The sequence below is a fragment of the Caulobacter sp. FV2ye17ST genome (genome assembly GCF_058680955.1).
The window spans coordinates 834287-860554 of sequence record NZ_CM178727.1 but is presented as its reverse complement, the minus strand read 5'-3'; the positions used below and the strand labels follow the sequence as shown (position 1 = coordinate 860554).

The 26268-nt window shown below is 68.1% G+C and carries 28 protein-coding genes and 1 pseudogene; 14 read left to right on the top strand and 15 right to left on the bottom strand.

From position 1 onward, the window contains the following. Positions 1-16 precede the first annotated feature (16 nt). The 5 genes and pseudogenes from ACW17V_RS04230 to ACW17V_RS04210 all read left to right on the top strand — a co-directional run. Complete coding sequence (locus ACW17V_RS04230) at positions 17-703, top strand: ABC transporter ATP-binding protein (protein WP_492107636.1); 687 nt, start codon at positions 17-19, stop codon at positions 701-703. After that, positions 700-3216: an ABC transporter permease gene (locus ACW17V_RS04225; RefSeq protein ID WP_492107635.1), complete on the top strand. Its 2517-nt coding sequence runs from the start codon at positions 700-702 to the stop codon at positions 3214-3216. Before ACW17V_RS04230 ends, ACW17V_RS04225 begins: the two co-directional genes overlap by 4 nt. Before the next feature lie 112 nt (positions 3217-3328). Further along, positions 3329-4651 carry a PQQ-dependent sugar dehydrogenase gene (locus ACW17V_RS04220; protein ID WP_492107634.1) on the top strand — a complete coding sequence of 441 codons (1323 nt, stop codon included), beginning with the start codon at positions 3329-3331 and terminating at the stop codon, positions 4649-4651. 65 nt (positions 4652-4716) lie between these two features. Further along, entirely contained in the window at positions 4717-6168 is a 1452-nt protein-coding gene (locus ACW17V_RS04215) for a carotenoid oxygenase family protein (protein WP_492107633.1), read from the top strand. Beyond that, a pseudogene (locus ACW17V_RS04210) lies at positions 6131-6250 on the top strand (hypothetical protein); the annotation flags it as partial. The gene ACW17V_RS04215 and the pseudogene ACW17V_RS04210, both read left to right, overlap by 38 nt. 30 nt (positions 6251-6280) lie before the next feature. On the opposite strand, the gene ACW17V_RS04205 reads toward ACW17V_RS04210, so the two are convergent. After that, positions 6281-7084, bottom strand: coding sequence for a DUF1295 domain-containing protein (locus ACW17V_RS04205; RefSeq protein ID WP_492107632.1), 804 nt, complete (start codon positions 7082-7084; stop codon positions 6281-6283). 81 nt (positions 7085-7165) lie between these two features. Next, positions 7166-8389 (bottom strand): acetyl-CoA acetyltransferase, encoded by a 1224-nt coding sequence (locus ACW17V_RS04200; protein WP_492107631.1) that lies wholly within the window; start codon positions 8387-8389, stop codon positions 7166-7168. Positions 8390-8494: 105 nt separating this feature from the next. Between ACW17V_RS04200 and ACW17V_RS04195 the strand changes: the two genes are divergently transcribed. Next, positions 8495-9457, top strand: a complete 963-nt coding sequence (locus ACW17V_RS04195) for a winged helix-turn-helix transcriptional regulator (protein ID WP_492108731.1) — start codon at positions 8495-8497, stop codon at positions 9455-9457. Positions 9458-9476: 19 nt separating this feature from the next. On the opposite strand, the gene ACW17V_RS04190 is transcribed toward ACW17V_RS04195, so the two are convergent. The 6 genes from ACW17V_RS04190 to ACW17V_RS04165 form a co-directional block, all read right to left on the bottom strand. Then, positions 9477-11111 carry a glycosyltransferase family 4 protein gene (locus ACW17V_RS04190; protein ID WP_492107630.1) on the bottom strand — a complete coding sequence of 545 codons (1635 nt, stop codon included), beginning with the start codon at positions 11109-11111 and terminating at the stop codon, positions 9477-9479. Between the two features lie 116 nt (positions 11112-11227). Further along, positions 11228-12232, bottom strand: a complete 1005-nt coding sequence (locus tag ACW17V_RS04185; RefSeq protein ID WP_492107629.1) for an aldo/keto reductase — start codon at positions 12230-12232, stop codon at positions 11228-11230. A gap of 100 nt (positions 12233-12332) precedes the next feature. Continuing rightward, the gene (locus ACW17V_RS04180) at positions 12333-13640 is read right to left on the bottom strand and encodes a hypothetical protein (protein ID WP_492107628.1); all 1308 of its coding nucleotides are present in this window, start codon (positions 13638-13640) and stop codon (positions 12333-12335) included. Between the two features lie 145 nt (positions 13641-13785). Further along, complete coding sequence (locus ACW17V_RS04175) at positions 13786-14007, bottom strand: alkylphosphonate utilization protein (RefSeq protein ID WP_056440777.1); 222 nt, start codon at positions 14005-14007, stop codon at positions 13786-13788. Between the two features lie 63 nt (positions 14008-14070). Beyond that, on the bottom strand, positions 14071-14982 hold the full coding sequence (locus tag ACW17V_RS04170; RefSeq protein WP_492107627.1) for a site-specific tyrosine recombinase XerD: 912 nt from the start codon (positions 14980-14982) through the stop codon (positions 14071-14073). Beyond that, the gene (locus ACW17V_RS04165) at positions 14979-16454 is read right to left on the bottom strand and encodes a hypothetical protein (RefSeq protein ID WP_492107626.1); all 1476 of its coding nucleotides are present in this window, start codon (positions 16452-16454) and stop codon (positions 14979-14981) included. The genes ACW17V_RS04170 and ACW17V_RS04165 overlap by 4 nt, the downstream gene beginning before the upstream one ends. Before the next feature lie 106 nt (positions 16455-16560). Here ACW17V_RS04165 and ACW17V_RS04160 point away from each other — a divergent pair, with 106 nt between their 5' ends. Further along, the gene (locus ACW17V_RS04160; RefSeq protein WP_492107625.1) at positions 16561-17130 is read left to right on the top strand and encodes a shikimate kinase; all 570 of its coding nucleotides are present in this window, start codon (positions 16561-16563) and stop codon (positions 17128-17130) included. Beyond that, a complete protein-coding gene (aroB, locus tag ACW17V_RS04155) occupies positions 17127-18239 on the top strand; it encodes a 3-dehydroquinate synthase (protein ID WP_492107624.1) in 1113 nt (370 codons plus the stop codon). Before ACW17V_RS04160 ends, aroB begins: the two co-directional genes overlap by 4 nt. On the opposite strand, the gene ACW17V_RS04150 is transcribed toward aroB, so the two are convergent. Next, on the bottom strand, positions 18236-18499 hold the full coding sequence (locus tag ACW17V_RS04150; RefSeq protein ID WP_492107623.1) for a BrnA antitoxin family protein: 264 nt from the start codon (positions 18497-18499) through the stop codon (positions 18236-18238). The two genes, aroB and ACW17V_RS04150, sit on opposite strands and share 4 nt — an antisense overlap. After that, positions 18489-18740: a BrnT family toxin gene (locus ACW17V_RS04145; RefSeq protein ID WP_492107622.1), complete on the bottom strand. Its 252-nt coding sequence runs from the start codon at positions 18738-18740 to the stop codon at positions 18489-18491. Before ACW17V_RS04145 ends, ACW17V_RS04150 begins: the two co-directional genes overlap by 11 nt. A 386-nt stretch (positions 18741-19126) precedes the next feature. Here ACW17V_RS04145 and ACW17V_RS04140 point away from each other — a divergent pair, with 386 nt between their 5' ends. Continuing rightward, on the top strand, positions 19127-19555 hold the full coding sequence (locus ACW17V_RS04140; protein ID WP_492107621.1) for a GreA/GreB family elongation factor: 429 nt from the start codon (positions 19127-19129) through the stop codon (positions 19553-19555). Positions 19556-19559: 4 nt separating this feature from the next. On the opposite strand, the gene ACW17V_RS04135 is transcribed toward ACW17V_RS04140, so the two are convergent. Both ACW17V_RS04135 and ACW17V_RS04130 read right to left on the bottom strand, forming a co-directional pair. Continuing rightward, on the bottom strand, positions 19560-20486 hold the full coding sequence (locus ACW17V_RS04135) for an SRPBCC family protein (protein ID WP_492107620.1): 927 nt from the start codon (positions 20484-20486) through the stop codon (positions 19560-19562). After that, positions 20483-20824 (bottom strand): ArsR/SmtB family transcription factor, encoded by a 342-nt coding sequence (locus ACW17V_RS04130; RefSeq protein WP_492107619.1) that lies wholly within the window; start codon positions 20822-20824, stop codon positions 20483-20485. Before ACW17V_RS04130 ends, ACW17V_RS04135 begins: the two co-directional genes overlap by 4 nt. A 95-nt stretch (positions 20825-20919) precedes the next feature. On the opposite strand from ACW17V_RS04130, the gene ACW17V_RS04125 reads away from it, so the two are divergent. Then, complete coding sequence (locus ACW17V_RS04125) at positions 20920-22206, top strand: HlyC/CorC family transporter (protein WP_492107618.1); 1287 nt, start codon at positions 20920-20922, stop codon at positions 22204-22206. Positions 22207-22420: 214 nt separating this feature from the next. Then, positions 22421-22789, top strand: coding sequence for a response regulator (locus tag ACW17V_RS04120; protein ID WP_492107617.1), 369 nt, complete (start codon positions 22421-22423; stop codon positions 22787-22789). 10 nt (positions 22790-22799) lie between these two features. On the opposite strand, the gene cdd is transcribed toward ACW17V_RS04120, so the two are convergent. Together cdd and ACW17V_RS04110 are read right to left on the bottom strand one after the other, a co-directional pair. Beyond that, positions 22800-23219: a cytidine deaminase gene (gene cdd, locus ACW17V_RS04115; RefSeq protein WP_492107616.1), complete on the bottom strand. Its 420-nt coding sequence runs from the start codon at positions 23217-23219 to the stop codon at positions 22800-22802. Positions 23220-23386: 167 nt separating this feature from the next. After that, complete coding sequence (locus ACW17V_RS04110) at positions 23387-23659, bottom strand: BolA family protein (RefSeq protein WP_492107615.1); 273 nt, start codon at positions 23657-23659, stop codon at positions 23387-23389. 58 nt (positions 23660-23717) lie between these two features. Between ACW17V_RS04110 and ACW17V_RS04105 the strand changes: the two genes are divergently transcribed. Both ACW17V_RS04105 and ACW17V_RS04100 read left to right on the top strand, forming a co-directional pair. After that, positions 23718-24368, top strand: a complete 651-nt coding sequence (locus ACW17V_RS04105; protein WP_492107614.1) for a J domain-containing protein — start codon at positions 23718-23720, stop codon at positions 24366-24368. An 82-nt stretch (positions 24369-24450) separates the two neighbouring features. Then, positions 24451-24891: a hypothetical protein gene (locus ACW17V_RS04100; protein ID WP_492107613.1), complete on the top strand. Its 441-nt coding sequence runs from the start codon at positions 24451-24453 to the stop codon at positions 24889-24891. On the opposite strand, the gene ACW17V_RS04095 is transcribed toward ACW17V_RS04100, so the two are convergent. After that, complete coding sequence (locus ACW17V_RS04095) at positions 24875-25606, bottom strand: phosphatase PAP2 family protein (RefSeq protein WP_492107612.1); 732 nt, start codon at positions 25604-25606, stop codon at positions 24875-24877. The genes ACW17V_RS04100 and ACW17V_RS04095 overlap by 17 nt on opposite strands. 150 nt (positions 25607-25756) lie before the next feature. Between ACW17V_RS04095 and ACW17V_RS04090 the strand changes: the two genes are divergently transcribed. Beyond that, entirely contained in the window at positions 25757-26143 is a 387-nt protein-coding gene (locus tag ACW17V_RS04090) for an RcnB family protein (protein ID WP_492107611.1), read from the top strand. Positions 26144-26268: the final 125 nt, after the last annotated feature.

The following is a 26268-nucleotide window of genomic DNA, read 5'->3' as shown; positions in this document are numbered from 1 at the left end:
GAAACAAGGAAACTTCATGTCCGCCGATGTAGCGCCGCTCGCCCTTTCGTCGGTGACCCTGACCCTGCCCTCCTCCGCGGGCCCTGTGAATATCCTGCGCGGCGTCGATCTGCATGTGGCGGCAGGTGAGCGCGTGGCGATCATCGGGCCATCCGGTTCGGGCAAGTCGTCGCTGATTTCCGTGGCCGCCGGGCTTGAGCGCCCGACCTCGGGAACCGTCAATCTGTTCGGTCAGGATCTGGCAAAACTGGATGAAGACGGCCGCGCCCGCCTGCGCCGAGGCCGCGCGGCCCTGGTGTTCCAGAGCTTCCATCTGCTGCCCAACATGACCGCCGAGGAAAACGTCGCCGCGCCGCTGGAGATCGCCCGCGCGCCCAACGCCCTGCCCACGGCTCGCGACTGGCTGGCCAAGGTTGGGCTGTCCTCGCGCCTGACCCACTATCCCCACCAGTTGTCGGGCGGCGAGCAGCAGCGCGTGGCCCTGGCCCGGGCGCTGGCGGCGCGGCCTATCCTGCTGTTCGCCGACGAGCCCACCGGCAATCTCGACAGCCGCAACGCCGGCTCGGTGGTCGACCTGATGTTCGACCTGCTGGCCGAGTGCGGCGCGGCCCTGGTGATGGTCACCCATGACCCGGTGCTGGCCCAGCGCGCCGACCGCATCGTCCGCATGGCCGACGGCAAGGTTGTTGAGGCCGCTGCGTGAGCGCCCTTTCCTTCCGTCTCGCCGCCCGTGAACTGCGATCCGGCGTCCGGGGCTTTGGCATCTTCCTGGCCTGTCTGGCGCTGGGCGTCGCCGCCATCGCGGCGGCCAGCTCGACGGCCGAGGCCTTCCGCCGGGGCCTGGCCTCGCAGGCGCGCGAGATCCTGGGCGGCGATATTTCGACCTCGGTCGAGAACCGCGACTTCACCCCGCAGGAACGCGCCGCCTTCGCCCGGCTGGGCACGGTGTCCTACACCGCCCGCGTCCGGGTGATGGCCCAAGCGCCATCAGGGGAACGCCGGCTGGTCGACCTGCGCGGCGCCGACGCCGCCTATCCCCTGGCCGGCAAGGTCGAGCTGGAGGGCGCGGCTAGCCTGGCGCAGGCTCTTGCCGTGCGCGATGGCCTGCCGGGCGCGGCGGTCGAACCGGCCCTGCTGGATCGTCTGGGCCTGAAGATCGGCGACACATTCGAGGCCGGTCCCCTGACCCTGGTGGTTCGCGCCGTGATGATCCGCCAGCCCGACAGCGTGGCGCGCGGCTTCGTGCTGGGCCCGCGCGTGGTGGTGCGTCGCGACCTGCTGGACCCGACGGGCCTGCTGGCGCCGGGCCTGCCGTCCGATCAGGCCGCCCGCATCACGGTGCGCGACGGGGTCGATCCCGTCGTCGCCGGCAAGCAGCTGGAAAAGACCTTCGGCGAGGCCGGCCTTGGCGTGCGCGACCGCTCCAACGCCGCGCCCGGCGCGCGCAAGCTGATCGACCAGCTGGAATATTTCCTGGGCTTCATCGGTCTGGCCTCGCTGGTGGCCGGCGGCCTGGGCGTGGCGGGCGCGGTTTCGGCCTATCTGGCGACGCGCGAGCCCTCCATCGCGGTGCTCAAGGCGCTGGGCGCCGACGGGGCCCTGATCCGCAACACCTATCTGATCCAGATCGGCCTGCTGGCTGGCCTGGGCGTGCTGATCGGGCTGGTGATCGGCGCGATCGTGCCGCTGATCCTGGGCCAGATCGCCGGCAGCGCCCTGCCGATCCCGGCCCTGTTCGCGGTCTATCCCCTGCCCCTGGTCAAGGCCGGCGCCTTCGGCCTGCTGGCGGCGGCGGCCTTTTCGCTGATCCCCCTGGCCCGCGCCCGCGCCACCCCGCCCTCGGCCCTGTTCCGCCGCGCCCTGGGCGTCCGCGCGCCGTTCGGACTGGAGACGATCGGCGCCGCTGTCAGCGGCCTGGGCCTGGCCGCCCTGGCCGTCGCCACCGCCCCGACGCCCATCGCGGCCGGGATCATGATCGCCGGCGTCGCCGTCGCCTTCGCCGCCCTGTGGGCGCTTGGCCTGCTGGCCGCCTGGCTGGCCGGCAAGGTCCGGGGTCTGGCGCGCGGTCCGATCCGCATCGGCCTGGCCAATCTGGCCGGACCCCGCTCGGCCGCCCGCACCGCCACCCCGGCCATCGGCCTGGGTGTCGCCCTGCTGGCCTGCGTGGTGCTGATCCAGTCGGCCCTCTTGGCCCAGGTCCGCGAGGTCGCGCCTAAGAGCGCCCCGGCCATGGTCTTCACCGAGATCCCCGGCGACGAGGTCGCCGCCTTCGACGCCGAGGTGTTCCGCGCCGCGGGCCGTCTGGACGACCAGAGCTATCTGCGCATCCCGTTCGCCACCGGCCGCATCGTGGCCCTCAAGGGCAAGCCCATCGACCTGCAGGCCATCAAGGCCTCCGAACGCTGGGCCTTTGACAGCGACGTGAACCTGTCCGTCCTCGACGCCGAGCCGAAGGACGCCGGCATCGTCGAAGGCCGCTGGTGGCCGGCCGGCTATGCGGGCCCGCCGCAGGTGGCCATGGAGGTCGAACTGGCGCAGGGCGCGGGTCTGAAGGCCGGCGACACCATCACCCTGTCGGTGCTGGGCCGCGATCTGGAGGCCAGGGTCGCGGTGCTGCGCAAGGTCGAGTTCGGCGGCTTTGGCCCCAACTTCTCGATCATCCTGGACCCGAAAAGTCTGGAAGGCGCGGTGCTGCGCAATATCGCCATCGCCAAGATGGACCGGCCGGCCGAGGCCCGCCTGACCCGCGCCCTGGGCAAAAGCTTTCCGGCGGTCAACGTCATCAGCGTGCGCGAGCAGCTGGAGGCCGCCGCCGGCCTGTTCGACCGCCTGGCCCTGGCCATTCGCGGCGCGGCGGCCGTGGCCGGGCTGGCGGGCCTGCTGGTGCTGGCCGGCGCCATCGCGGCCGGAGCCAGGGCCCGGGCGCGCGAGGCGGCGACGCTGAAGGTGCTGGGCGGCACCCGCACCCAGATCCTGTCGGCCTATGTCGTCGAATATGGCGCGGTCGGCCTGATCGCCGGCGCGGCCGGGGTTCTGCTGGGCCTCTCGGCCGCCTGGCCCGTGGTGGTGCTGGTGTTCAAGGCGCAGTGGAGCATCGACTGGGCCGGCGTGATGGCCCTGCTGGCCGGAGCTGCGGGCCTATCGGCGGTCGGCGGCTTGCTGGCCGCGGCCCAGGCGCTGTCGCGGCGGCCCGCGCCCGTGCTGAGGGCCGACTGACCACGGGGAAGCTCGACCTGTCGCAACAATAGTCTAGCCTTGGGATCAGACCCGTCCGCCAAAGAACGCGGAACGCTTTCGAGCGTTACCGTCAGGTCCCTGGGAGAACTCCATGTCGCGCCTTCGTCACCCCGCAGCGCTTACGGTCCTCGCCCTCGCGGCGCTGGCCGCCTGTAGCCAGAGCGAGTCCCAGACCGCCGCCACCGGTTATGGCCCCAACCCAGCTCTGCCCGCGCCGACCAAGACGCTGTTTCCGACGGTCAAGGTCTCGCCCGTCAACCGCTGGGCCAATGGCGCGACGCCTGTCGCCGCCCAGGGCTTCCAGGTGCAGGCCTTCGCCTCGGGCCTGGATCATCCGCGCTGGCTGCTGGTGCTGCCCAATGGCGATGTGCTGGTCGCCGAAACCAACGGCCCGCCCAAGGAAAAGAAGAAGGGCTTCGATATCCGGGCCTGGGCCGAAAAGCAGATCATGGGCAAGGCCGGCGCCACCGTGCCCAGCGCCAATCGCATCTCCCTGCTGCGCGACGCTGACGGCGACGGCGTGGCCGAGATCAAGACGCCGTTCCTGACCGGCCTGAACTCGCCCTTCGGCATGGCCCTGGTCGGCGACACGCTCTACGTGGCCAATACCGACGCCGTGGTCGCCTTCCCCTATCAGACCGGCGCGACCAGCATCGCCGCTCCGGCGCGCAAGATCGCCGACCTGCCCGCCGGGCCGATCAACCACCATTGGACCAAGAGCCTGATCGCCAGTCCGGACGGCTCGAAGCTGTATGCGGGCGTCGGCTCCAACAGCAATGTCGGAGAGAACGGCATGGCGGCCGAGGAGCGCCGCGCGGGTATTCTTGAGGTCGATATCGCCACCGGCGCCAGCCGGGTCTATGCCTCGGGCATTCGTAATCCTGTCGGCGTCGGCTGGAACCCGGTCACCGGCCAGCTCTGGACCGCCGTCAACGAGCGCGACGAGATCGGCAACGACCTGGTGCCCGACTACATGACCTCGGTGCAGGACGGCGGCTTCTATGGCTGGCCCTACAGCTATTACGGCCAGACGGTGGACACCCGCGTGAAGCCGCCTCGCCCCGACCTCGTCGCCAAGGCGATCAAGCCCGACTACGCCCTGGGCGCCCACACCGCCTCGCTGGGCCTGACCTTCTATGAGGGCGCGACCTTCCCCGAGCGCTATCGCGGCGGCGTGTTCATCGGCCAGCACGGCTCATGGAACCGCAAGCCCCAGTCCGGCTACAAGGTGGTGTTCATCCCCTTCCAGAACGGCAAGCCGGCTGGCCAACCCGAGGACTTCCTGACCGGCTTCCTCAACGCCAAGGGCGAAGCTCAGGGACGTCCGGTCGGTGTGGAGGTCGACAAGGCCGGCGCCCTGCTCCTGGCTGACGATGTGGGCAATGTGATCTGGCGGGTCAGCGCGGCGCGCTAAGTCGGCCTTACTTGCACAACAAGACTGACTGGCGGTAAGCTGGCCTATCTCTGATGAGGTCTGCCATGAAGATCGAACGCCTGCCGCCCGTCGTCACTTCGCTGGGTCACACCAATCACCCCTATATGACCGGGGCCTGGACGCCGCAGCACGAGGAGGTCAACGCTTGGGACCTGGAGGTGCTGGAGGGCGCGATCCCGACCGACATCGACGGCGTCTATCTGCGCAATACCGAGAACCCCGTCCACGCCCCGCTGGGCCGCTATCACCCGTTCGACGGTGACGGCATGGTCCACCAGATCGAATTCAAAGGTGGCCAGGCGACCTATCGCAACCGCTTCATCCGCACGCGCGGCTTCCAGGCCGAGCAGGAAGTCGGAGAGAGCCTGTGGGGCGGGCTCGCCGACGGGCCCGGAACCTCCAAGCGCCCCGGCTTCGGCGCGCATGGCGGCCTGAAAGATACGGCCAGCACCGACATCGTCGTCCATGGTGGCGAGGCCATCGCCACCTTCTACCAGTGCGGCGAGGCTTACCGCCTGGATCCGCTGACCCTGGAAAATCTCGGCGTCGCCGCCTGGGCGCCGCTGGACGGCGTTTCGGCCCACCCCAAGGTCGACGAAGAGACCGGCGAGCTGCTGTTCTTCAACTACTCCAAGCACGCGCCCTACATGCACTACGGGGTGGTCGACTCTTCCGGCAAGCGGACGACCTATCAGGCCATCGACCTGCCCGGCCCGCGCCTGCCGCACGACATGGCCTTCACCAAGAACTATTCGATCCTCAACGACCTGCCGGTGTTCTGGGATCAGAACCTGCTGGAGCGCGACATCCATGCCGTGCGCCTGCACAAGGGTGTGCCCTCGCGGTTCGGGATCGTGCCGCGCCATGGCGGCCCGGTGCAATGGTTCGAGGCCGCGCCGACCTATGTGCTGCACTGGCTCAATGCGTATGAGGACGGCGACGAGATCGTCCTCGACGGCTACTTCCAGGAAAACCCCACCCCGCGCCCGCTGGAAGACGCCCCCGACGGTCACGGCCACCTGATGGCCTATCTGGACGAGCACAGCTTCCGGCCCAAGCTGCACCGCTGGCGTTTCAACCTGAAAACCGGCGAGACCACCGAGGGCCATCTGGACGAACGCATCCTCGAGTTCGGGATGTTCAACCAGCAATATGCCGGCAAGCCCTATCGCTATGCCTATTCCACCACCGCCAAGCCCGGCTGGTTCCTGTTCAACGGCTTCGTCAAGCACGACCTGGAAACCGGCGAGAGCTGGTCGATCCAGCTGCCTGAAGGCCGCTACGCCAGCGAGGCCCCGTTCGCGCCGCGCGTCGGGGCGACCTCGGAAGATGATGGCTACCTGGTCAGCTTCATCATCGACGAGAACCGGGGCACGTCAGAGTGCGTGCTGGTCGACGCCAAGCGCTTCGAGGTCGTCTGCCGGATCGCCCTGCCGCACAAGCTGAGCAGCGGGACGCATAGCGTCTGGGCGGGGCGGGCGATGCTGCGGGCGTAACCATTCTTGTCATCCCGGCCGTAGCGCAGCGGAGAGCCGGGACCCAGGGGCCAACGCAATGCGGCTGCCCCTGGGTCCCAGATAGCCTCTGCGAGGCTTCCGGGATGACAAGCTATTTTGCAGGTTCGATTTTCTTCGGAAACCACGGAACGAACCCCGACGTCCGCTGCACATAGGCCTCGTAGTCCGGCCGCTTGCGGCGCATCCGGCCCTCGACCGTCGGCACGCCGCTCCACTTGGTCAGCAAGAAGGTCATCAGCACCGGGGCCGGCAGGGTCCAGGCGCCCAGGCCTGTGCCGGCGGCGATCAGGTAGAGACCCCACCAGACGCAGGCGTCACCAAAATAGTTGGGATGGCGGGTATAGCGCCACAGGCCCTTGTCCATGACCTTGCCGGCGTTTTCCGGCTTGGCCTTGAAGGCGGTCAGCTGGGCGTCGCCGATGGTCTCGAACAGGATGCCGACCACCGCGATGGCGCCGCCCACAAAGGCCAGCGGCCCCAGCGGCGCGGCCGAGCCGTGGCCCAGCTGCACCGGCAGGGCGATCACGAACTGCAGGGCGTATTGCAGGGCGAAGACCAGCAGCAGGGACGCCTTGGCGAAGCTCCATTTCCGCTCGCTCTCGGCATGGGCCATCATCGTCACATAGCGACGATCCGGTCCGTTCTTGCGCCAGCGCCACAGCAGGTAGCCGCCCAGCCGCAGCGCCCAGACGGCGCAAAGGATCAGCAGCAGGTTGCCGTGCGGCGTCGGCCCCATCTGCAGCCACGAGGTCAGGGCGATCAGGCCCATGCCCAGGCCCCACCAGCTGTCGACGAAACTGACATCCTTCAGCTTCAGGCCGATCAGCCACAGCACGACGAAGGCGGCGGCCGAGACGGCGGCGTTGATGGCGAGAAGTTGGAGGATCGGGTTCATGGACGTCCGGATGTTGTGTTCGAACAGATACGAAAGGCGGCGGCGAAAAGATCCTCCCCCTGAAGGGGGAGGACTTGAGATCTAGGTCCCCACCACGAAACTCACCGTGGTGGTCGTGGATCCGCCGATGTTCAGGGTCTGCACCGTCTTGGCGCCCTCGACCTGGCAGTCGCCGGCCGTGCCAGTCACCTGCTTGAAGGCGTCCAGGGTCATGCGCACGCCGGTCGCGCCGACCGGATGGCCCGCGCCGATCAGACCGCCGGACGGATTGATCGGCAGCCTGCCGCCCATGGCGATATCGCCGGCCTCGATGGCCTTCCAGCTTTCGCCGGGCGCGGTCAGGCCCAGATGGTCGATGGCCATGTATTCGGTGGCGGTGAAGCAGTCGTGGGTCTCGACAGCGTCGACGCCCGAAACGTCCGGCGCGATCCCGGCCCGGGCGCGGGCGTCGAGGATGGCGCGCCGAACCTGCGGAAAGACGTAAGGCTCATTGCGGCTGTTCTCGATCTTGCGGGCATAGCTGATCGGGGCCGAGCGATGGCCCCAGCCCTTGATCCGGGGGATGCTGTCCAGCGCGATCCCGCGCTTGTCGGCATAGGCCCTGGCGCGTTCGGCCGAGGCCAGGAACACCACCGCCGTGCCATCCGTGACCTGGCCGCAGTCCTGCTTGCGGGTGCGCCCCTCGACCACCGGGTTGGTCTCGTCGTTCTCGGTAAAGGCCTCGGGCCCGAACCGCCAGTCGCGGGTTTGGGCGTTGGGATTGCGGCGGCCGTTGGCGAAATTGATCTCCGAGATCGCCATCAGGTGCTCGTACTTCAGCCCGTAGCGGCGGTCATATTCCTCGGCGAGGTCCGAAAAGGCCGCCGGCCACAGGAAGCGGGCGTCCTGGAACTCGTGCCCCGCCCAGGCGGCGCTGCCCAGGTTCTCGGCCGCCTTCTGGCCTGGAACATTGCGCATCTGCTCGATGCCGACCACGCAGGCCAGATCATAGCGCCCGGCCTCGATCTCGGCGGTGGCGGCCAGAATGGCCACGCTGCCCGAGGCGCAGGCAGCCTCGTGGCGGGCCGTCGGCAGGCCGTCAAACGCTGGATGCACCTGACCGAACATGCCACCCAGCAGACCCTGCCCCGCGAACAGCTCGCCGGCGAAATTGCCGACATGGCCGGTCTCGATCTCCTCGGGGTCCAGCTGCGTGGCGGCCAGCCCCTCGCCCACCGCCTCGGCGAAGGCGTCGGCCATGTCGCGGCCCTGACGGCTCCAATTGGTTGAGAAGTCGCTCTGCCACCCGCCCAGAACATAGACCAAGGCCGCCTCCCATGCCGCTCGCCAGTCAGTCTGACTATACAAGTGACTTCGGCGGAGTCCATGCCCGGCGTTGACAGCCCGCCGCGCGGCGCCGCACCAAGCGCCATGGTCTCAACCGCACCAGCCGCCCCCCGGCTCCCGACGCTCGTCCGCAAGAGCTCGGCGGCCCGTGCGCTGAACCTGATCGGCGACCGCTGGACCCTGCTGCTGCTCTATGCCGCCTTCATGGGCGTCAAGCGCTTCGACGGCTTCATCGCCATGACCGGCATGGCCCGCTCGCTGCTGGTCGACCGTCTGGGACGGCTGGAGGCGGCCGGCGTGCTGGAAAAGCGCCCTTACCAGCTTCGACCCGTTCGCCACGAGTACTGCCTGACCGCCATGGGCAAGGACCTCTATGACTCGGCCCTGATGCTGCTGGGCTGGGAGATGCGCTGGCGGCTCGACCCGGACTGCCCCTCGCACCAGATTATCCACACACCCTGCGGACAGCCCCTGCGCCCGGTCCTGGTCTGCCAGGCCTGCGCCGCCCCGGTGAAGGTGCGCGACATCGCCCTAACGCCCGGTCCGGGCGCCGGTCTGGAGCCCGCGCCCCGCGCCCGTCACTCACGGCGGGCCAGCGACACCCAGGGCGCCGGCGGCGCGCCGCTGCATCCGATGCTGGAACGTTCGATCGAGGTGCTGGGCGACCGCTGGACCGCCCATCTGGTCGCCGCCAGCTTCTATGGTCTGACCCGGTTCAAGGACCTGCAGGCCGAACTGAAGGTGGCCAGCAATATCCTCACCGACCGGCTGTCACGCCTGGTCGAGCGCGGCATGCTGGAAAAGCGCCTGTACCAGACCCGTCCCGAACGCTGGGAATACCGGCTGACCCAGGAGGGACGCGACTTCTTCCCCCTGATCGCCGCCCTGATGGCCTGGGGCGACCGCTGGCTGTCGGGCGAAGCCGGCCCGCCGGAAATCCTGACCCATACCTGCGGCGCCCGCCTGGTTCCCGTCGTGCGTTGCGGGGCCTGTGACGGCGCGGTGAACGTCAGGACGACCACGATTGCGAGGCTTTCGCCCCCCTAGCGCCGCAACAGGCCGCGGATCAGGAACCGAGTTTCACCAGGCCGAGCTTGTAGAGCCACATCAAGGCGCGAACCCGGGTCGGGTCGATGCCCTGGGCCCCCCTGATGAGGGCGCTGACCGTGCCGGGCTGCGCGGCCGCCTGCCGGAGAAGCTCGACGATGGTGTCTCGCGGCAGGGTCACGGGATCGACAACATAGCGCGCCACGCCGAGCTCGAGGAAGGTCTCGATCGCTTCAGCCCGCTCCAGATGCACCTCGACGGTCAAGGTCTCGTCCAGGCTGCCGGTGGGATAGTGGGCGAACAGATCAAAGGGGTCGGGCCGGCCCGGCCACGGCGCTGGCGGCCGCGAGCCCGCCGCCCGACGGAGCTCCCCCAGACCATCAATCATCTCGACATAGCGCCCCAGGATGACCGGCCAGTCATAGCTTTCTCGCGCCCCCGCCGCCCCGGCCGCCCCAAGCTTTTCCCTCAGGTCGCGGCTGTCAGCCAGGGCGATCACCCGATCGGTCAGCACCGCCAGGTCCACGACCGTCGCCATGCTCACCCGGCCGATATAGTAGTCGTAGGTGTCGCGATCCAAGGCATAGTTCAACGCCAGGTCCGCCCCGGCTCCGGCAGCGGGCAAGGTCACAGGAACACGATAGCCGTCGATCCCGTCGCGGACCGTGTCCTTGTAGCCATCCCAGTCGCTGACCAGCACCGGAATACCGGCGGCCATCGCCTCGATCGGCGTCAGGCCGAACGTTTCCTGGATATTGTCGGAAAGGGACACGAAGACATCCGCCGCCTTCCAGGCCTTGTCATACAGATCGCTGTCCTGGCCATCGATCTGGAGAAACCTGACGCTCGGCGCCAGGAACCGCCGGGCCTGCTCAAAGGCTTTGGCCACACCCGGCGTAGGATAGACGCCCGCCTCAATGCACACCAGACTCTTGCCTGTTCGTCGGCAGCCTTCTTCCAGGGCCTGATAAAAGACAGCGGGATTGGCCTTGGCGTGGAAGGTCATGCGCCCGGCGAAAAGGAACGTCACCTCGTCTGGGGAAAGACCCAGAATGTTACGGCCAACGGAGCGCTGGATATCGTCTCGTGCGAAATCCGCAACGTTCACGCCAAGCGGAATGACCGGCAGCGCCACTGGATTGAACCGTGTGGCGCCGGTCTGCTCCGAGAACCAGGCCCTGAGTTCATCCTGGAGTTTTCTGACAACAGAGAGGGCAGCTGCGGACGTACAGATTAGCGCGTCCCAGGGCTGAAACGGCGGCAGGATCAGTTGCGCGATCTGGTCCATAGCGCCTGCCGAGGACAAGCTATGCGTCACTCCAATCAAGCTGTAGGCGGCTGGACCTTGCGTATTTCGCGCATGGGCAAAAGGCGCTGTTGGCGGCGTTGGAACATAGACGGCGCCAAGCTCTTGCAGAGCTCGATCTCCCGGCGGAGACGTCCAATGCAAGGCCCCCTCGAAGCCATCGCCACGAAGCTGCTGTTGCATTGTGGGGCCAATTGTCCGCGCGCCGAAGCCATAGACCTCGTCAGCCTTCCAACGCCGCGCCACGCCCTTCATGAACGTTTTGCCGGCGCTTTGCCGCCCCATGATCTTGGTGTCGGTCGAATAGCTGTCGCCCGCGAAATAGATCGCGAAATTCATCTTGCTCATCGAAGACCACCGCTACGACCGGACCCAAGGCGGCGCACCCCAAGCCGGTAGCTGAAGGCGCAACGCCCGGCCTAACTAGGAAAAGTCGCTGTCCCTGTCGATGGACTCGCGCGCGCCTACCGTCCCACCATCGCCAGCCCCGCCTCGCTGTAGCGCGCGCCCTCGACAGCCGTTTCGGGCACGGCGGCGGCGATGCGCGACAGGTCCTCGGCCGACAGGGTCACGTCGACCGCGCCGACATTCTCTTCGACGCGGGAGATCTTGGTGGTGCCGGGGATCGGGGCGATGTCCGGTCCCTGATGCAGCAGCCACGCCAGGGCCAGTTGGGCGGGGGTGATCCCCTTTTCGCCGGCGATCAGGGTCAGGGCCTCGACCAGTGACAGGTTCCTGGCCAGGGCCTCGCCCTGGAAGCGCGGCAGGCCGCGACGGAAATCGTCCCTGGCCAGGCCCGCGTCGGTGGTGAGCGTCCCGGTCAGGAAACCGCGACCCAGCGGGCTGTAGGGCACAAGCCCGATGCCCAGTTCGCGGATCGTCGGCAGGATCTCGGCCTCGACGCCGCGCGTCCACAGCGAATACTCGCTCTGCAGGGCCGCGACAGGCTGCACGGCGTGGGCCTTGCGGATGGTGTCGGCGCCCGCTTCCGAGAGGCCGAAGTGCTTGACCTTGCCCTCCGCAATCAGGTCCCTGACCGTGCCGGCGACATCTTCGATGGGCACATTGGGGTCGACGCGGTGCTGGTAGAGCAGGTCGATGACCTCGACGCCCAGGCGCTTCAGCGAGGCCTCGGCGACCTCCCGGATATGTTCAGGACGGCTGTCGACGCCGACCATCCGGGCCGTGCCGCCGGCCGCTTCCGGGGCGGCGATCTTGAAACCGAACTTGGTGGCGATCACGACCTTGTCGCGAAAGGGCTTCAGCCCCTCGCCGACCAGCTCTTCGTTGACGAAGGGGCCATAGACCTCGGCCGTGTCGAAGAAGGTGACGCCCAGTTCGACCGCGCGCGCCAGCACCTTGAAGGTCTCGGCCTTTTCCGGGGCCGGGCCATAGGCCCAGCTCATCCCCATGCAGCCCAGGCCGATGGCCGAGACTTCCAGACCGTCGCCGAGTTTCCGAGTCTTCATGAGGCTGCTCCTGATGTCGTGGGTTCTCCAACATAGGCAGCCGACACCCCCTTGAGGAGGCCCCTTCCCGCGTTACCGCCCCCCCGCGGCGCGGCGTCCGTCAGCGCCGATCGATCAGGCCCCGCGCATCGCCCCAGAACCGCGCCGCGGCGTTCGGATCGAAGTGATGCTCGGCGGCCTCGGCGTCGACGCCCTCGGTCTGCGCCCTCGTCGCGGTCGGGACCCAGCCATGAGCCAGCAGCAGAACCAGGAAGCCCGCCACATAGCCGACCGGCACGAACCAGCCCTGTTTCAGCCAGCCGCCCACAGAGCGCGCCTCGGGAAACAGGTTGGACACCGCTACACCGGCCGAGGAGCCAAACCACATCATCGACCCGCCAAAGCCGACGGCAAAGGCCAGAACCCCCCAGTCATAGCCGCCCTGCTTGAGCGCCAGGGCCGTCAGCGGGATATTGTCGAACACCGCCGACAGGAAACCGAGCCCCAGCGCGCTGGGCCAGGAGGCCGGCGGCAGCGAGTCGACCGGCATCAGCGAGGCCAGGCCGACCAGACACACCAGGAAGGCCGCGCCGCGTCCCGCCTCGGGCATGACCGACCAATCGGGTTTGCGAAGGATCTGGGTGATCAGGATCGCGCCCCACAGGCCCAGGCCCAGCCAGGGCGCGACGCCCTGCTGGCTTGGGAAATAGGCGTTGCCGACGAAATTGGTCCCCAGCAGCGCGGCCAGCAGCAGCAACACGACCAGCATCCGCAAGCCATCGATGGGCGGGGCGTCACCCGGAACATGGGCGGTGATCGGCTGATGCCGATGCTGGGCCGCCGCCGCGAAGCCCGCGACGACGACGAAGGCCACGCCGGACGCGATGAAGGCCTTGAGCACCGCCAGCGGCGAAACGCCCGCGATCCACATCATGGTGGTGGTGGTGTCGCCGATCACGCTGCCGGCGCCGCCCGCGTTCGAACAGGCGACGATGGCCGCCAGGAAGCCCAGGCTGACCCGCCCGGCATAGACCTTGCGGGCGATCACCGCCCCGATCACGGCGGCGGCGATATTGTCGAGGATCGTCGACATCACGAAGACGATCAGCAGCAGCGCCGCGCCACCCAGCCAGTTGTCCGGCAGCAGCCGCGGCATGAAGTCCGGGACGCGGCTCAGCTCGAACTGATTGGCGAGCACCGCAAAGCCCAGCAACAGCAGTAGCAGATTGCTGAGAATGACCCACTCATGGCCCAGGTGCAGACCAAGGCCCGCCCAGCCGACCCCGTGCGCGAAACCCGAATAGGCCAGCTTGTAGGCGATCGTCGCCAGCAGCCCCGTCACCGCCACCATCAGCGTACGCTTGTGAAGCAGGGCGACCCCCGCCAGCGTCAGGCCAAAGATATAGAACTCAACCGGCGTGTTCAGCATCAGCTTTCCCCCAAAAGCGTGAATAGCCGGGAGACCTAGCAGAGCTTGGTGACGCGCATGAGACTGAGCCGAGACGGTCTTGTGAGTCCTGATCTATATTTGCCGAAGCTCTGGGCAAATTGGCCGGAAGCCTGCCCGGAACGCATCAGGCCTTCTTGACGAACTCGACGCGCAGGACGAGGCCGCGCACCTTTTCGACATTGGCCTCGATCTCGTCGGTGTCGCCGGTCAGGCGGATGTTCTTGACCAGCGTGCCGCGCTTCAGGGTGACGCCGCCCGAGCCCTTGACCTTGAGGTCCTTGATCAGGGTCACGTTGTCGCCGTCGGCCAGGATCGTGCCGTTGCTGTCGCGGGTTTCGTCCGACATGGGGAAGTCCTTACATTGGATAGGGGCTTCCTAAAGAGCCCGGCCATCCGGCGCAAGGCAGAGCTAACCCTTGCGGCCCAGCGGGTGCTTGGATTTGACCACCCGGGCCAGATGGTCGCCCGCCACGTGGGTGTAGATCTGGGTCGTGCCGATATCGGCATGGCCCAGCAGGGTCTGGATCACCCGCAGGTCGGCGCCGCCCTCTAGCAGATGGGTGGCGAAGGCGTGGCGCAGAACGTGAGGACTGACCTTCTCGCGGTCGATGCCGGCGGCGATGGCGGCGTCTTCCAGCAGTTGCGAGACCCGCCTGGCGGTCAGTCGGCCCGACGCGCCGCGCGAGGGGAACAGCCACGGACTGTCTTTGACGCCTTTTGGCAGAAATTGCGGCCTTACCTCCAAATACGCCTTCACCGCCGTTCGTGCGGGAGGATTCAGCGGGGCCAGCCTTTCCTTGCCGCCCTTGCCCTTGACGGTCAGGAAGGCCGGATCGCGGGCTAGGGCGTTGAGCGGCAGGGACAGCAGTTCCGAGATGCGCAGACCCGAGGCGTAGAGCAGCTCGATCATGCAGGCGAGGCGCAGCCCCTGACCGCCGTCCTTGCCGGCCGCCGCCGCGATCAGGGCGTCGACCTCGCCGCGTGACAGCACCTTGGGCAGGGGGCGGCCGGCCTTGGGCGCCGCCACCCGGCGCGAAGGATCGTCGGTTCGCCAACCCTCTTCCAGCACGAAGCGATAGAACTGCCGCACGGCCGAGCGCCGACGGGCGGCGGTGGCAGGCGACAGGCCCCTCATGCCCAGGTCCTGGAAATAGGCCTCGATGGTCTCGGCCGAGGCGACGTCGAGATCGCCGCCGACGCGGGACAGGTAGCCCCGCGCGTCCTCCAGATCCTTGCCGTAGGCCGTCAGGGTGTTGCGCGCGGCGGCCCGCTCGACGGCCATCATCTCGAGGAAGGCGTCGACCCAGCCGGCGGCGCTCATTTGGTCAGCTGCAGGATCAGAAGGCCCTCGACCACCACGGCGCGGGCGTCCGCCATCAGGCCGACGCGGGCCAGGCCGCGCGCGATCCGGGCGCGGTCGGCGGGCGCCGGACCCGCCGCGCCGGCCTCAGCGGCGACCGACAGGGCCAGCAGCGCGGTCTCGCCCTTGAGGCCAGCCGCCGCCGCGTCGTCGATCAGCACCAGTCTGGCCGTCGAGCCGGCGGACTTGCCCACATCGAAATTGGCGAACTGGCCGCGCGCCTCGGGGCTCATCGCGCCGCCCAGCGAGGCCAGCAGCAGGGCCGCCGGCTGGGCCGGCGACTTGGCGCCGTTCTGGGCCCCGCGCTCGACCAGTCGGTCCAGGGTCTGGCTGTCGGGCTTGCCCGAGGCGGCCGAGATCATGGCGTCCAGCAAAGCCAGGTCGGTGATCGTCGCGCCGGGGATCTGGTCCTGGGTCAGGCGCGAGCGGATCAGCTGGGCCGTGGCCAGATCGCCCGCCGCCAGGGCCGCCCGGGCGAACAGCACGGGGTCGCGCAGCGGCGCATCGGCGCGGGCCAGGATGGTGATCGACGGCGCAGCGGTCCTGGCGGAGTCGACAAAGGCGAGCAGCCCCTTGGCCTGGCGCAGGAAGGCCAGGTCCGAGGTCTCCTGCGCCGTCAGGTCCAGCCCGGCCAGGGGCGGCGGCGGACCGGGGGGCTTGATCGCCGGTTTCACGGCGGGCGACGCCGTGGCCGAGGCCGCCGCGATATCCAGCCCCAGCTTGCGCGACACTGCGTAATTGATCCCGTTGCGCAGGTTGGCCGCGCCCGGCGCCGTACCGCTCAGCAACGCGCCCATCAGGCGCGCATAGTCGGCGTCCCCCCCACCTTGCTTTGGGGTCTGTTGCTGGGCCAGGGAGAAGGTCAGCTGGGCGGCGTCGGCCTGGTCGGCGCGCGCCTGGCAGAAGGCGCGAAGCCGCAGCCAGTAGCCAGCCCCGCGATCCACGGTCAGGGCCTCGCCGATCCGGCACGCCTTGTCGTCATCGCTCCGGATCAGGGCCGCCTCCGCCGCCGCCAGGGACAGAGCGGCGCTGTTGGCTACGCCGGGCGCGCGGTCGAGCACCGCGTCGGCGCCGGTCGCCTCGCCCAGGGAGATCAAAGCCATGGCCCGCGCCGCGCCGAGATCGGGGTCATTGCCCACGCCCGTCGGCCCGTTGGCGCCGGTCGCCAGCACCCGACGCGCCAGGTCGGCGAAGGCGGGCGACAGCGGCTTGGCGGCCAGTCTGGGCAACACATCGCGGGCGATGTCGGGGGCGGTGTCCTTCCAGAGGTCGGGACCCAGGTCGGTCTGGGCGGCGGCGGTCGAGAACAGGTCCGGCGGCGCAAGGGACTGCACCTGAACCTGGGCCAGGGCCGGAACGGCGACTCCTGTCAGCGGGGCGGCCAGAAGCACGGCGAAGAACGGGGCGACTGCCCGGCGAGGAAACGAACGCATGCGAGAGATCATGCTCCAGTTATGACGCAACGCCATCTTCAGCGAAACTTGGGTTCAGCGAAACTTGGCGCTTGGGCCGAGCCTCGTGTAAACCCGCGTCCGCATCATGACCGTCGATCACGCCGCCTCGATTGAGCCCCTGCGCCACCGCACCATCGTGCTGGTCGGCCTGATGGGCGTTGGGAAGTCCAGCGTGGGCCGCCGCCTGGCCCAGGCGCTGGACATGCCGTTCCGCGACGCCGACAACGAGGTCGAGGACGCCGCCGGCCGCTCGATCCCCGAAATCTTCGCCGAACTGGGCGAGGCGGCCTTTCGCGACGGCGAGCGCCGCGTGATCGCCCGCCTGCTGGAAGAGCCGCCGCACGTGCTGGCCACCGGCGGCGGGGCCTTCATCAATGACGAGACCCGGTCGCTGATCAACGAGCATGCCATCTCGGTATGGCTGAAAGCCGATATCGAGCTTCTGGCCCGTCGCGTGGGCCGCAAGGACAGCCGGCCCCTGCTCAAGAACCGAGATCCGGTCGAGGTGCTGACCGAACTGGCGCAAGTCCGCTATCCGGCCTACGCCCAGGCCCATGTTCATGTTCAGACCGGCGACACGCCGCACGCCGTGGCGGTGGAAGCCGTGATCAGCGCCCTGCGCGATCGTCTGGACCAGGAGTCTTTCAAACCATGATCCGCACCGTTCCCGTGGGCCTGGGCGATCGCGCCTATGACGTGCGGATCGGCACGGGCCTGATCGACCGCGCCGGCGACCACATCGCGCCGCTGCTCAAGCGCAAGCGCACCGCCATCGTCACCGACTCCATCGTCGGCGAGCACCATGGCGAGCGGCTGTCGGTGTCGCTGGAAAAGGCCGGTATCGCGGTCGACATGATCGTCATGCCGCCCGGCGAGGAGACCAAGAGCTTCGAGGGCCTGGCCGATCTCTCTGACCGCCTGCTGCATCTGGGCCTCGAGCGCGGCGACATGATCGTGGCGTTCGGCGGCGGCGTGATCGGCGATCTAGCCGGCTTCGCGGCCTCGATCTACAAGCGCGGCATCGACTTCATCCAGGTCCCGACGACGCTGCTGGCCCAGGTCGACAGCTCGGTGGGCGGCAAGACCGCCATCGACACCCCGCGCGGCAAGAACCTGATCGGCGCGTTCCACCAGCCGCGCCTGGTGCTGGCCGACCTCGACGTGCTGGCCACCCTGCCCGCCCGCGAAATGGCCTGCGGCTATGCCGAGGTGATCAAGTACGGCCTGCTGGGCGACTTCGCCTTCTTCGAATGGCTGGAAGCCAATGTCCACGCCGTGCTGGAGCGCGACACCGCCGCCCTGGTTCGCGCCGTAGGGCGCTCGGTCGAAATGAAAGCCGAGATCGTCGCCGAGGACGAGAAAGAAGCCGGCCGGCGCGCTCTGCTGAACCTGGGGCACACGTTCGGCCACGCGATCGAGGCCGAGATGGGCTTTGGCGATGCGCTGAAACACGGCGAGGCCGTCGGCGTGGGCATGGCCCAGGCCTTCCGGTTCTCGGCGCGGCAAGGCCTGTGCCCCAGCCAGGACGCCCTCCGCGCCGAAGCCGCCATCAAGGCCGCCGGCCTGCCGACGCGGATGAGCGATGTGCGCGCAGAGCCCTTCAACGCCGACGCCCTGGTCGCCCATTGCGGCCAGGACAAGAAGGCCGAAGGCGGGACCCTGACCTTCATTCTCGTGCGCGGGATCGGCGACGCGTTCGTGGCCAAGGACGTGGACCGCGCGGCGCTGAAGACGTTTTTGATCGAGGACGGCGCGGCGGGTTAGCGCTTCACGATCTCCAGCAACGCCTCATTGATCCGGCTCTGCCAGCCGGGCCCCTGAGCCTTGAAGTGATCTACGACAGCTTGGTCCAGTCGAATGGAAACCGGGGCCTTGGTCTGAGCCTTCTGAGGCCCGCGCACCTTCGCCGCCGTCTTGGGAAATGCGGCCAGGACGTGGGCAGGCAGGCTTTCCGGACCCTTGGCCCGCCCGAAATCTGCAGCCGTCCATTCGGGGTTTTCGAGGTCGGTCGGCTTACGCGACATAACGCTTCATCTCCTTGCGATGCGCGCGACGCAGGCTAATGGCCCGCAATACGCCCTCGCGATCGGTAAACACCAGACAGTGGGCCACCGCGTCGATCAGGCCAAAGGCTCGATAGCGGATTTCGCCATAGTCTTGGCGATCGTCCTCGATGACGGCCTGGATCATCATCTCGTCGGCCCCCTCAAGAGAAACCCCATGCTTGGCAAGGTTGGCTTCGTTCTTGGCAGGGTCGAACTGCATGTTTTTCGTATATACGATTTAAGGCGACACCTCAACCTGATCGTATATACAGTAGTTGAGGAGCGCGGCTCTGGTGACCGTTGTCATTGACATCCGCCCCTCGCCTCCCCATCTCCCAGTCACCAGAGACGGCCAGACCGCCGCTGGACGCCTGAACGCAGGCCTCTAGACCCCGACGCTGACACAGCCCGGGGCGACGTTGAAAATCCCCGCAACGCCTCTTTCCACGACGAGCCCCTGAAGGGTTCGCGGCAAGAGCGCCGGGGCTTTCCCAAGAGATCCGCGTCTGACGACGCTCGCGCCACACGGCGCGTCCCATCGAGCCCCCGGTCATCGCCTCACAACTGATGGCGCCGGAAGAGGCTCAAATCCCCCAGAAAGCTACCATGACTACGACCACCCAAACCCAGACCCTGCCCACCGTCACCGCTCTGCCCACCGTCTACGTGACCGAGGCCGACCACGAGATCCTGTCCAACCTGGCGCAGGCCCTCGCCGGCCGCGCCGCCGGCAGCCGCGTACTGGCCGGCGAGATGGCCCGCGCCGTGATCGTCGACGCCGGCGAAGCGCCCTACCCGTTCGCTGGCCTCGGCTCGACCGTCGAGTATCAGGATCTCGCCAGCGGCCAGGTTCGCCGCCTACGCCTGAGCCTGCCGCGCGACGCCAGTATCGACGAGGGCCGGATCTCGGTGCTGACCCCGGTCGGCGCCGCCCTGATCGGCATGACCGCCGGCGAAACCTTCCACTGGACCGATAGCGAAGGCCGCCCGCGCGGGGTGCGAGTCATTGGTGTCGAGGACGGCGCCGGCGCTTAGGCCTTCAGCGTGAAACGATGAACTGTTCCAGCTTGCCCAGGGTTTGCAGCCCCAGCTCCACGGCGCCGAAACCCTTGGCCTCCTGGAACTCGGCGGTCGTGCTGAACACCATGCCCAGCGTGACCTTTGTGGCCCCGTCCTGATCCTCGAACGCGGCCCAGGCGTCGGCATGTTTGGGGCCGTTTTCACCCCAGAGAAGCGCGTAGCCGATCCGCGTCTCGGGCTGGACGGCGACATAGCGATGGTGGTTCGGAAAGACCGTGCCATCGGGCGCGATCATGTCAAACAGCCACTCTCCGCCGGCGCGCAGATCGATCCTTGCGGTGCGGCAGGAAAATCCGTCAGGCCCCCACCATTGCGGCAGGGTTTCAGGGTTCATCCAGGCGCCCCAGACGACAAATCGCGGCGCCTTTATCACCCGTTGCAGCACCATGGTTCGCTCGGCTACGCCCGCCAGATTGTCGAGACCGGCGCTGAACCCCTGGCGGTAGCCGGCCTCCATATCCTCGGCCAGCGAGGAGAGCTGCACAGTAACCCTCAGCCGGCTATGCGGGCCGGCGGCCGACACCTCGGCGGTGACCAGCGCCGCAGACAGGGTCACGCCTTCCGACGAGATGACCTCGTAGTTCACGCTGCGCGTCTCGGACTGCAGGACCAGCCAGCCGTTCTCGCAGCGGATGTCCGGCTGGCCTTCAACCTTGCATAACGAGATTTCGCGGCCGCCCACCCGGGTGTCGGCCTCCAGGAACTCCACCGTCACCGAGGGCGCGGGCGGCGCCCATACGGCCCGCGCCGCCGGGTCGGTCCAGACCTTCCAAAGCACCGAGGCCGGAGCGGCCACCTCCCGCTCGAAGGTCAGGGTGGCGAAGCGGCCTTGGCGGTCATCCCGCACCGCGCCGATCATCCCGTCGGCCGCAAGATTCTGTGTCACGTCTCATTCTCCTTCATCACAGCCATCACAAAGGCGTCCAGGCGGTCGAGCCGGCCCTCCCAACTGGCCCGCTGCTCGTCCATCCAGGTCCGCAAAGGGTCCATCGCCTCGGGCACGAAAGCGCAGGTGCGTATCCGTCCGTCCTTCGACGTGGCGATCAGTCCGGCCGCCTCCAGCACGGAAAGGTGCCGCATCACCGTGGGCAAGCGCAGCCCGGTGGGACCGGCCAGATCCGTCACCTTGGCCGGCCCTGCGGCGAGCCGGGTCAGGATCAACCGACGGGTCGGATCAGCCAGCGCGTGGAAGCGCCGTGAAAGATCGGGGTCATGCTTAGCCATTCAGCTAACTATGGCGTCATGCGCGGATTTGAAAAGCGAAAACTTCGTCGATTCACTAAGTTTTCCATTGGACCGCCCTGGCGTAGAACACCGCCATGATCACCGCCCTCCTCGGCCTCGCGCCCATCGTCATCGGCCTGCTGGCGATCTCGGCCCTGTTTTCGGCGGCCGAGACCTCGCTCACCGCCGCCAGCCGGGCGCGGATGCACCAGCTGGAGCGCGAGGGCGACAAGCCCGCCAAGCGGGTCAACAAGTTGCTCTCCGACCAGGAGACGATGATCGGGGCGGTGCTGCTGGGCAACAACCTGGTCAACATCCTGGCCTCGGCCCTGGCGACCACGGTGCTGACCACCGCCATCCCCGGCCCCTGGGGCGTGGCCGTGGCCACCGCGACCATGACCGTGCTGGTGCTGGTCTTCGCCGAGGTGCTGCCCAAGACCCTGGCGATCCTGAAGTCCGACGACGTGGCGCGGTTCCTGTCGGGGCCCACCCTGCTGGTCGTGCGCCTGTTTGGCCCGATCATCTACGCCATCCAGTGGATCGTGCGGCGCACCCTGCGCCTGTTCGGCGTCAAGCTGGACATGGCCGTCGACGTGCTGGCCGCCCACGAGGAAATCCGCGGCGCGGTCGAGTACCACCACTCCGAAGGCCTGGTCGAAAGCGGCGACCGGCGGATGCTGGGCGGGGTGCTGGACCTGTCGGACATGGACGTCTCCGAGATCATGGTCCACCGCAAGTCGATGGTCATGTGCGACGCCGACCTGCCGCCGCGCGAGCTGGTGGCCGAGGCGCTGGAGGCCCAGCACACGCGAATCCCGCTGTATCGCGACGATCCGGACAACATCATCGGCGTGCTGCACGCCCGCGATCTGCTGCGCGCCCTGGCCGTGTCGGAAGGCGGGATCGACGCCCTCGACATCGCCGCCATCCTGCGCGAGCCGTGGTTCATTCCCGACACCACCAACCTGAAGGACCAGCTCAACGCCTTCCTCAAGCGCAAGAGCCACTTCGCCCTGGTCGTCGACGAATACGGCGCCCTGCAGGGCCTGGTGACCCTGGAAGACATCCTGGAAGAGATCGTCGGCGAGATCGACGACGAGCACGACACCAGCGTCGAGGGCGTGCGCGCCCAGGTGGACGGTTCGGTGCATGTCGACGGCGACGTGACGGTGCGCGACCTGAACCGCGCCATGGACTGGGACCTGCCGGAAGACGAGGCGGTCACCATCGCCGGCCTGGTGATCCACGAGGCCCAGACCATTCCCGAGCCGGGCCAGACCTTCATCTTCTACCAGCACCGCTTCCAGATCCTGCGTCGCCAGAGGAATCAGGTCACGGCCCTGCGCATCAGCGCCAAGCTGGACGAAGGCGTGAATTTCTGACCGCCAACAGGAACCAGCGCCGACCGCGCGCGTTTCAAGCCCCGTTCGGGCGTGGGCGGGAGAGCCAGTTGCAACACTTGGTTTGGACGGCGCTCGCGGGCTCGGCGAAAAGTCGGCTGATCGCCCAAGGGTTGCGCGACGGCGGCTTAACCTGTGATAGCGTGAGCTCAAGCCCTTGCGCGGGGCCTTCCATGCGCCTTTCGGAGCTCACGATATGAAGTCCTTGTCCGCCCTGAAGGTCCTGGTGGTCGAAGACGAGGCTCTGGTCTCCATGCTGGTCGAGGACATGCTCAGCGACCTGGGCTGTACGGTCATCGGCCCCGCGGCCGAGATCGAGGAAGCCCTGCGTCTGGCCGGTTCGTCCGATATCGATGCGGCCCTGCTGGACGTCAATCTGGGCGGCCGTCCGATCTTCCCGGTCGCCGACGCCCTGAAGGCGCGCGGCGTGCCCTTCGCCTTCGCCAGCGGCTACGGCGAGGCGGGCCTGTCGGAAGGCCATCGCGGCGCGCTTGTCCTGCAAAAGCCCTTCCGCGAAGCCGACCTGCGCCGCGTGCTCGAAGAACTGGCCGCCCAGACGGCTTGATGGCTACAGCCTAGTCCAGGTCGCGCGGTCCGAAGCTGTCGGGCAGCAGGCTCCAGAACGGCGCGCGCTTCGTCGCAACGCCGTCCTGAACCGACACGATCTCGCAATCCTCTGCGGCGAACTCGGCGATTCGCTGCCGACAGGCGCCGCAAGGCTGCACCACCGCATTCGAGCCGGCGGCGATCAGCACCCTGGCGATTCGCCGTGAGCCGGCTGTGACCATGGCGCCGATCGCGGTCTGCTCGGCGCAGGTGCCCGACGGGTAGGCCGCGTTCTCGACATTGACGCCCAGATGCACGGCCCCATGCTCGTCGATCACGGCGGCGGCGACGGTAAAGTTCGAATAGCGGGCATAGGACCGCGCCAGCAGCGCCGGCAGGGCGGCGGCGGTCTCGGTTTCGATCGTCCGGGCGGTGTCGTCGGCGCTCATGCCATCCCTCTTTCGGGAGCGCGACGCCGAAGAGAGGACCAGACTCCGGCCCCGCCACGCTCCAAACCGTGAATCAGGGCTCAAAAACCCTGCCCGACCTGATCGCGCCGGGGGCAGAGGCAATCAGTCGCGGGGCCGTCGCGCAAGCCCCGTCGTGACGATTGGCGTCAGCTTTCGCCCGGCGCCGTCGCGATGATCGAAAGGGCGTGCACCTGCCCGGCCATTTCCTCGGCCAGCACGTGGTAGACCATGCGCTGTCGGGCCACGCGGGCCTTGCCCGCAAAGGCCTGGGCCTCGATCACGAGGTTGAAATGGCTCTCGCCCGCGCCGGTGTGACCGGCATGGCCCTGGTGGCGGTCGCTCTCGTCCTTCAGGTCCAGCCTGGAAGGCGAAAAAGCCGCTTCGAGCTTGCCTCGAATGATGTCTGATACGCTGCCCATGCCCCTCTCTCGCATGTCAATCCTTGAACGGAAATAGCTGCGGCTTACTCTAGGGGGCATGGCCCAAGAGTTTGAATACCGCCCCAAGTTTTTCGACATCCGCGTTCGCCCCCCCAAGGAGGGCGAGAGCGCGCAGCCTGACGTGCTGGGCCTCAAGCCGGGCGAAAAGCGTTGCGACCATCCCGACTGCCGGCTGGCCGGATCGGCCAGGGCGCCCAAGGCGCGCAACATGCCCAACGAGCACTACTGGTTCTGCCAGAAGCACGCGGCTGAATATAACAAGAACTGGAACTTCTTCGCCGGCATGAACGAAGCCCAGATCCGCGCCGAGCAGGAGACCGAAAAGGTCACCGGCGGCCGCCCGACCTGGAGCTTCAAGGCCGACAGCCGTTCGCGCGAGGCCGCCGCCATGGCCGCCCGCGACGCCCGCCACATCGCCGACCCCTTCGGCCTGTTCCGGGCCCAGCAGCGCAAGGCCGAGGCCGACCGCGCCGCCGCCGACCGCCATCTGGGCAAGCTGGAACGCGTGGCCCTGGCCGACCTCGACCTGGACGGCGGCGCCGACGCTGCCACGATCCGCGCCAAGTACAAGGAACTGCTCAAGCGCTGCCACCCCGACGTGAACGGCGGCGACCGCAGCGCCGAGCACAAGCTGCAGCGGGTGATCAAGGCCTACAAGACGCTGCAAAAAGCCGGTCTGACCACCTGAAGCCTGCCTCTTGCGGCAGACCCCGGCTGCCGCCATTCTCCGCCCCGCGCTCGCCGGGACGGGCGCGAGGGACAGCCGCATCATGACCGACCCCGATTCGGGGCCCAGCCTCGCCACCGCGCCGACGCCGGTGACGCCGACGCCGTTCGGCAAGCCCTGGAGCATCTGGTTCTGGGGCAATCTGACCTCGGCCGCCGGCGCGGCCCTGGCCCTGGCGCCCTTCCATACCGCCCAGGCCTTCAGGTCGCCGCTTGATCCGTCCGCCGAACCCTGGGCGCGGATGTTCGGCGTCATGCTGATCGCCTATTCGCTGGCCTATCACGTCGCCGGCTGGACGGGGCAGCGCACCTATATGCGCGCCTCGGTGGCCCTGCGCTGCGCCTCGCCCGTGGTGATCGGCGCGCTGGTGTTGACCGGAAACCTGCCGCGGCCCTGGATTCTGATGGGCCTGATCGATCTGGCCGGGGCGGCCTGGACCTCCGCCGAACTGGCCTGGCGGCCCAAGGTCAAGCCGGCCGTCTAGCGCGCCGCCAGCGGGTCAGGGCGAAAGCCGCCAGCCAGCAGGCCATCGCCCAGGCCGCGCCCACACACCAGCCGGCCAGCACGTCGCTGGCCCAGTGGACGCCCAGATAGACCCGGGTGAAGCCCACCAGCAGCGACAGGAAGACCGCCGCGCCCAGGGCCAGAACCTTGAGCCGCCTAAGGTCGGTAAAGCGCGCGGCCAGGGCGCCCAGGGTCAGGAACACCACCGCCGACAGCATGGCGTGGCCGGAGGGGAAACTGGCGTTGACTGCCTCGACGGCGCGGTAGTCGAAATCGGGACGCTCCCGGCCAAACAGCATCTTCAGGCCCTGGCTGATCGCCAGACCGCCGCCGGCCCCGACCAGCAGCAGCAGGCCCTCGCCCCAGCGCTTGAGACAGGCCAGCAGCGAAAAGGCCAGCAGGATCAGCAGGGACAGCACCGCCAGCGAGCCCAGTGAGGTGATGTCGACAGCCGCCACGTGCAGCCAGTCGGGACCGATCAGGTCGCGCGGGCGCCCCGGCTGACGCAGGGCGTCGAGAATGGCCAGGTCGATGGCCCGGGTCTCGCCCTCGGCCACCTCATCGGCGATCGACAGAAAGGCCATGGCCGACAGGGCGGCGACCAGCAGGGCGGCGGTCGCGCCCAGTTCGCGCCGGGCGGCCCCCAGCAAGGCGGGCAGATCACGGCGCGGGTCGAAGGCAAAAAGCGGTTTCATGCCCTCCCAACGCGCAAGGCCAAGCTTGGCTCCCGACCCCGGCCGCGGTCGAGACGTCGTCAATGAAACATGAACGGGAGCTGACCGTGGCCGTTCATGTCGGGGCCACATCGACTTCACTAGGTTGGGGTCATCGAAAAGGAGACCGCCATGAAGCGCCTAGCCATCACTGCCATCGCCCTGTCGCTACTGGCCGGGACCGCCGCCACCGCCGCGCCGCAACGCCACGATGACCGCGGCAATGGCCGTTACGAACAGAACCGCTACGACGACCGCCGTGACGACCGCCGCGATCACCGCGCCGAGCGCCGCGACTATCGCGACGACCGCCGCGACTATCGTGAACATCGCCGCTGGGCCCGGGGCCAACGCCTCGACCACCGATACCGGGATAACCGCTACTACGTCTCGGACTATCACCGTCGCGGCCTGCGCGCCCCGCCGCGCGGCTATCGCTGGCAGCGCGTGAACGACCAGTACGTCATGGCCGCGATCGCGACCGGCCTGATCGCCTCGGTGATTATCGCCAACCGCTAGAGCATTTTCCGACGAAGTGGACGCCGGTTCGTCGTCAGAAAATGCGTAAAACAAAAGACTAGAGCATTTCACCGATCCAGCTGGATCGGAAAATGCTCTAGGTCCTGATCGACCCGGCCTGTTCG